The sequence below is a fragment of the Flavobacterium sp. genome (assembly GCF_044368625.1).
Taxonomy (GTDB): domain Bacteria; phylum Bacteroidota; class Bacteroidia; order Flavobacteriales; family Flavobacteriaceae; genus Flavobacterium.
Map to the genome: position 1 here is coordinate 1 of NZ_JBIPPD010000226.1, position 5,044 is coordinate 5,044.

The 5,044-nt window shown below is 30.0% G+C and carries 5 protein-coding genes; all 5 read right to left on the bottom strand.

The features are described 5' to 3' along the window. Nucleotides 1-272: 272 nt before the first annotated feature. The 5 genes from ACIQ2X_RS13625 to ACIQ2X_RS13645 are packed head-to-tail and all read right to left on the bottom strand — an operon-like array spanning nt 273 to nt 4,869. Nucleotides 273-1,604, bottom strand: coding sequence for an Eco57I restriction-modification methylase domain-containing protein (locus tag ACIQ2X_RS13625; RefSeq protein ID WP_396179480.1), 1,332 nt, complete (start codon nt 1,602-1,604; stop codon nt 273-275). A gap of 14 nt (nt 1,605-1,618) precedes the next feature. Beyond that, a complete protein-coding gene (locus ACIQ2X_RS13630) occupies nt 1,619-2,092 on the bottom strand; it encodes an N-6 DNA methylase (protein ID WP_396179481.1) in 474 nt (157 codons plus the stop codon). Between the two features lie 2 nt (nt 2,093-2,094). Beyond that, entirely contained in the window at nt 2,095-2,661 is a 567-nt protein-coding gene (locus ACIQ2X_RS13635; RefSeq protein WP_396179482.1) for a hypothetical protein, read from the bottom strand. Then, nucleotides 2,651-3,319 (bottom strand): hypothetical protein, encoded by a 669-nt coding sequence (locus tag ACIQ2X_RS13640; RefSeq protein ID WP_396179483.1) that lies wholly within the window; start codon nt 3,317-3,319, stop codon nt 2,651-2,653. Before ACIQ2X_RS13640 ends, ACIQ2X_RS13635 begins: the two co-directional genes overlap by 11 nt. A 17-nt stretch (nt 3,320-3,336) precedes the next feature. Continuing rightward, nucleotides 3,337-4,869 carry an ATP-binding protein gene (locus ACIQ2X_RS13645; protein ID WP_396179484.1) on the bottom strand — a complete coding sequence of 511 codons (1,533 nt, stop codon included), beginning with the start codon at nt 4,867-4,869 and terminating at the stop codon, nt 3,337-3,339. Between the last annotated feature and the right edge of the window lie 175 nt (nt 4,870-5,044).

A 5,044-nucleotide genomic window follows, 5' to 3' on the forward strand; every position in this document is an offset into this window, starting at 1 on the left:
AAAGTTTTGCGGCTTTGCGAAGAAGCGGATTTCGGAGCACTAAACTGTCAACATACCACAAAATTTGATGCGAGGTAGAATGTTCAATTAACCACTGAAACCGCTTTTTTGCAAAACCGCTGTTAGCACTTCGCCCTTCTTTTCTGTCGTGGTTGTTCGTTGTCATTTAGTGTCTCTCTTGGTGCGTTGGCTTGGTGGCTCTTTTGTAAAACTTGGCTTTAGCTTGGGCTTGTGCGGTTTTGCAAATGTGCCACCAAAAGGGTTGGAATATTTTATGTTAATCTTATCTCATACTTTTCTTCAAAAAAAACATCTAAAATATTCTTATTATTTTCATTTAATACAAAATCCATCTCTGAGTCTGAAAGTTGGCAAACTCCAAAATTTTTGATGTAGTTTCCATTCAATGAGTAGTATTCAGAAGAATACGGTTTACTAGTTGTCTTTATATAATACCAAAAAAGTCTTGATTCCATTATTTTCTTAATGAATAACATTTCATCTTCTGTGTGTCCTATTACTGCTTGTCCATTATAGAATAATAAATTGTCTTCCGAGTTAATAATATAACTAGGCACTCTGTCAGACATTTTTGGAAAGAAAAGTTTGTTTTTCACCTTTTCAAGAGACTGACTGCGACCAAATGCAAACCAATTTTCATATTCACCTTTTCCTTTGTCCCTGTTATCAAGTATTCTCCTTTTATTAAGTAGATAATTGTATGCCTTTGGATAATTCTCTTTTATAAAGTTTTCATTTAGCAAACTAGGTTTATCTGCATTGTCATATGGGAAAATAACTTTTTCTTTCAAGTTACTAATTGAAACTGCTCTACTTAGCTTGTTTGTATTTACAATGTCTTTACAAATTCCTTTTTCTATTTGGTAAAGACTTCCGTTTTGTAAATAGAAGTAGTCTTTATCTTCTTTAACTGGGTTGAAAATATAGATGTCATTTTTAAGTGTAGCAATACCGTGTCTTGTTTTATACAAATCCCCAAATGCTATACCTGTTGCTTCAATTTTCGAAATCGTTTCGAAATCATTTAGATTCCAACCTGTTTTGGAATTGAGTTTAATATAAGGAATAGAATTATAATCGCTTTGTTTTGTGGGTAAACTAAGACTTGATGATTTACAATATTTTATTGTAGTATTATGGCTTTTCTCAATCAAACATATACAGGTATATGTGTTTTTTGATTTAAATACTTGTTCAGTTCCGAAGTCAATAATTTTAATATTTAAAGAGTGCTGCTTGAAATATTCTCTTAAATTTCTACCATTTAAACTTTTGAAAAAGCTATTCATTGTAATAAATCCAAGTATTCCTGCATCTTTTAAATTCTGAATACCTAATTGGAAAAATGGTATATATAAATCAGAGTTTCCTGATTTACATACTTCAAATTTTTGAAGTTTTAGTAATGTTTCTTCAGGCAAATTCCTTGCACATACATACGGAGGATTTCCAAGAATAACATCAAATCCTGTAAATTTTTTAAGGTTCTTACTCCAATTAAAAATCAAAGCATCATCTACAAATAAGTTAAATTTAAATGACCGTTCATCTTCTCCGTCACTTAAAGCTAAAAGCGATAACAATATTTTAGTTCTATTTATAGAATGTTGTTTTTGAAGATTTCTCTATAAGATAATCTTGTTGATTTTTTAAGTTTTTTTGAAGCAGTTAAAAGGAAACCACCACAACCACAACTAATATCTGCAATTTTCAAATTTTCTAAATCCTCTTTTTTTGAAGAAAAAGAGTTATCTGTAATATATTTTCGAATGTAATTAGGTGTGTAAATTGCCCCATTAATAATCCTATCCGAAGGGGATATAACGAACTCAAATAGTTCAATTAAAGCTTCTAAATCAAATTTTTGAATTTCATTTTTTAAAATTAAGATGAATTCCTCCAAGCATTTATATTCAATTATGTTTTCTTTTTCAATTACATATGACTTGATAAATATATTATTTCTAACCTTAATTCTATTAATTGCCAAATATGTTGAAATGATAAGCCTGTCCACCTCTATGGGTAGTGTGGAATATGATTTAAGATATTTGAATATTTGTGTTTTCAATTTTATTGAGAAGCTTTTAAGTATTTTAGATAGACTGTAAATTCCTCAGCCAATTCGCTATGAATTATTCTTAAATCATTCTTTATTTTTAAATTCTTAGGGTCATTAATTTGGTCTTGAAGTTTTAGTAGTCTTGCCCAAATTTCATCCAACTTCCAAATGAATTTATATCTAGATAAGTTCAGTTGCAATTTTGAAAACATATAATTTGCTTCTTTAGAGCCGGCTTTGGGAATAATAGAACCATCGGAATCTCGTTCAAAGTGCTCATTGAAGTCAATATCGCAAGGATCTATATAATCTCCTTCATCATTCGATTTGAGAATATTTACATAAGAACAACAGTAAACTAGATTTTTGTAATCTGTAGCCAATGCAGGGTTCTTTGAAAATGGTTTAAAATGGTCGATATGAAACGTATTCTTGCCTCCAAACCAAAAGTCAGGACAATCTGTGTAGCCACATCTCGAATTGAAATCTGATGCTAGAAATGGTTTATAACTTCTATAACTTGCATAAGTTTTTGTGCAAGTTCGTTTAGGGCTAATTTGTCTAAAATTACTTGCCATCTTCATCTAATTTTTTCAATAATTGGTCTACTTTGCTTAGCATATTATCAAGTTTATTAGAATTCGAAAGTGTTTTAAATTCGGAAGGAATTACACTCTTTCCATCTATAGATTTCTCCAATAAATCATCGAGTGCAATAATTCTGCTTTCAACAGAAATGTCAGCATTTCCGTTTTTTCTTAGCTCTATCAACTCAGTCAACTCACTTTTATAATTTTCAATTCTATTTTTGTAGTGTTCTATTTGACTTATAACTCTTTCCAAAAAACTTGCTTTTGCATTGCCTTCATCCTTTTTGTACAATAAATTTTTAACATAAACAATGTTTACATCATCACTACTATTAACAGCTTCATCATCTACTGCTGTTAAGACAAAACAAGGAAATTGATTTCGAATAGTTTGAAACTCTTCAACTAAATCAACACCATTATACTTTACAGTATACTTTATGTCTGTTTTTAGTTCATTAAGCCTATAATCAGAAATTATTGCATCGGGAGAAATCTTTATGATATTTTCAATCATTTCATCTAGTTCACCCAACGGAAACATTGTAATTGGTTCGATCTTAGCTTTTGAAGGAGATTTTTCAACGAAGTCTTCAAAGTCTTCAAGAGTTGTTTTCTCTTCATCTATGAATAATATCTTATACATAATTTATAATTTATCTTTTATATTTTAATTGGAAATGTAATTTTTAAACCAAACCCAATTTCAGGGTACAATAAAATTGCCTTTCCATCATTTTCTTCAACAATTGATTTTACTAGCCACATACCAAGACCAGTTCCTTCTTCTTCTCCAGTTTGTTTATTTCTTTTAGTAGTAAATAGAGGTTCAAATATTTTTTCTGGTTCAGTAATGTCTGATGATAAACCTGGGCCATTATCGTGATAATCGATAACTATTTCTTTTGAGTTACTAGAAACTTTGATTTTAACAATTCTTTCTCGCTCTTCTTTTGAAATAATAAATGCATCAATGGAATTAATTAATATATTATTGAAAATGCTATCAATATCTATTTCAAAAACTCTCAAATCTAATTCTTCAATTTCAGCTATATCTAAGAATATTCCTCTGTCTTCTAATACTGTGTTCCAATCACTTTTGAGGTTTTCAAAATAGGGTTTCAAGAACAATTGTTTTCGTTTCCTTTTGTCCTTTCTTGTAGCACCCAATGAAAAGTTCAACCAATTCTGAAGTTTTATGTCTTGCTTTCTTATTCGTTCTAACTGCTTATTTGGGTTTTTACTGTCTTTTATTTCCAAGTATTCATCTTCTGAAATTTTTTCAAGCATTAACTCTTTTAGTTTGTCAGTTCTTGATGCTAAAACGTCATTCAATTTACTTAGGTCGTGACTAAATGATGCTAAAACAATTCCGCTACTTGCAAGTCCACGCAAAACTTTTTGTTCTTCTTTTAATTTTTCAATTTCTTCCTCTTTTCTATCTAGTTCACTGGCTAAAATTTCTTTCTCTTTATCAGATTCAGACTCTTGTTCATTCTGATTATTATTCTCAGTTGTATTGTTGGTACTAGATTCCTTTTTTGCTCTACTTCTTGCTAGAATTTCATTTTTTAACTTAACAGCTTTTTCTCTGTCTCTTTCTGGACCATAAAGAAATTCATCATACTCAGACATTTCTCTAGCAATGTAAGCCCTGTCTTTTTCAAATTCAGCAATAATTTCAGTTATCAGCAACGAGAATATTTGAAAAGTTTTGCTCTCTTGCAAACCTTCACGACTTGATTTATCTTCAAAGTTTACGTTTGTTAATCTAGATATATTTATTGCACCTGCTACGTTATCAGGTTCAACTCGATAACCACCTTCTTTTTTAGCTACACTTGCAGGACTTTGAGATTTTCTACTTCCAAGTCCTAACCAGTCAAATGCTACATTTTTTACTTCACCATATGGTCTAACTCTAAAATTATCCCTAACAAGCTTAATCCCTCCAAACTTATTTAACCAATCTTTTCTGTTGTTTGCCATAAAATTTCTATTAAAAAACTTTTTAGCGTCAATAGAATTGGATTGTCTTTTTAGAAAGTAAAATGAGAAGTTGAAAAGACCAATATTGTTAAAAACATTATCCTCATCTATATCTTTAAACCCTTTTAGTAATTCGGAAAAAGAAGTTTCTTTTTCCCAATATCCTTTTAAGAAATCACTTTTTTTGTAATTGTCCTTTTGCATTGCAGGTCGCTCAAAAAAAGCATTTGGAATTAATTCAAGATTATATTCATTTGTAAGTTCAAGTTATAAGTGCAACAGATAAATTAAAAACACTTGGAGTTTTCCTCCAAGTGTTTAAGGTCAAAAGCCTAAATTTGTCTTTCATGAAAAAATATAAACAATTAACCGTTGAGCA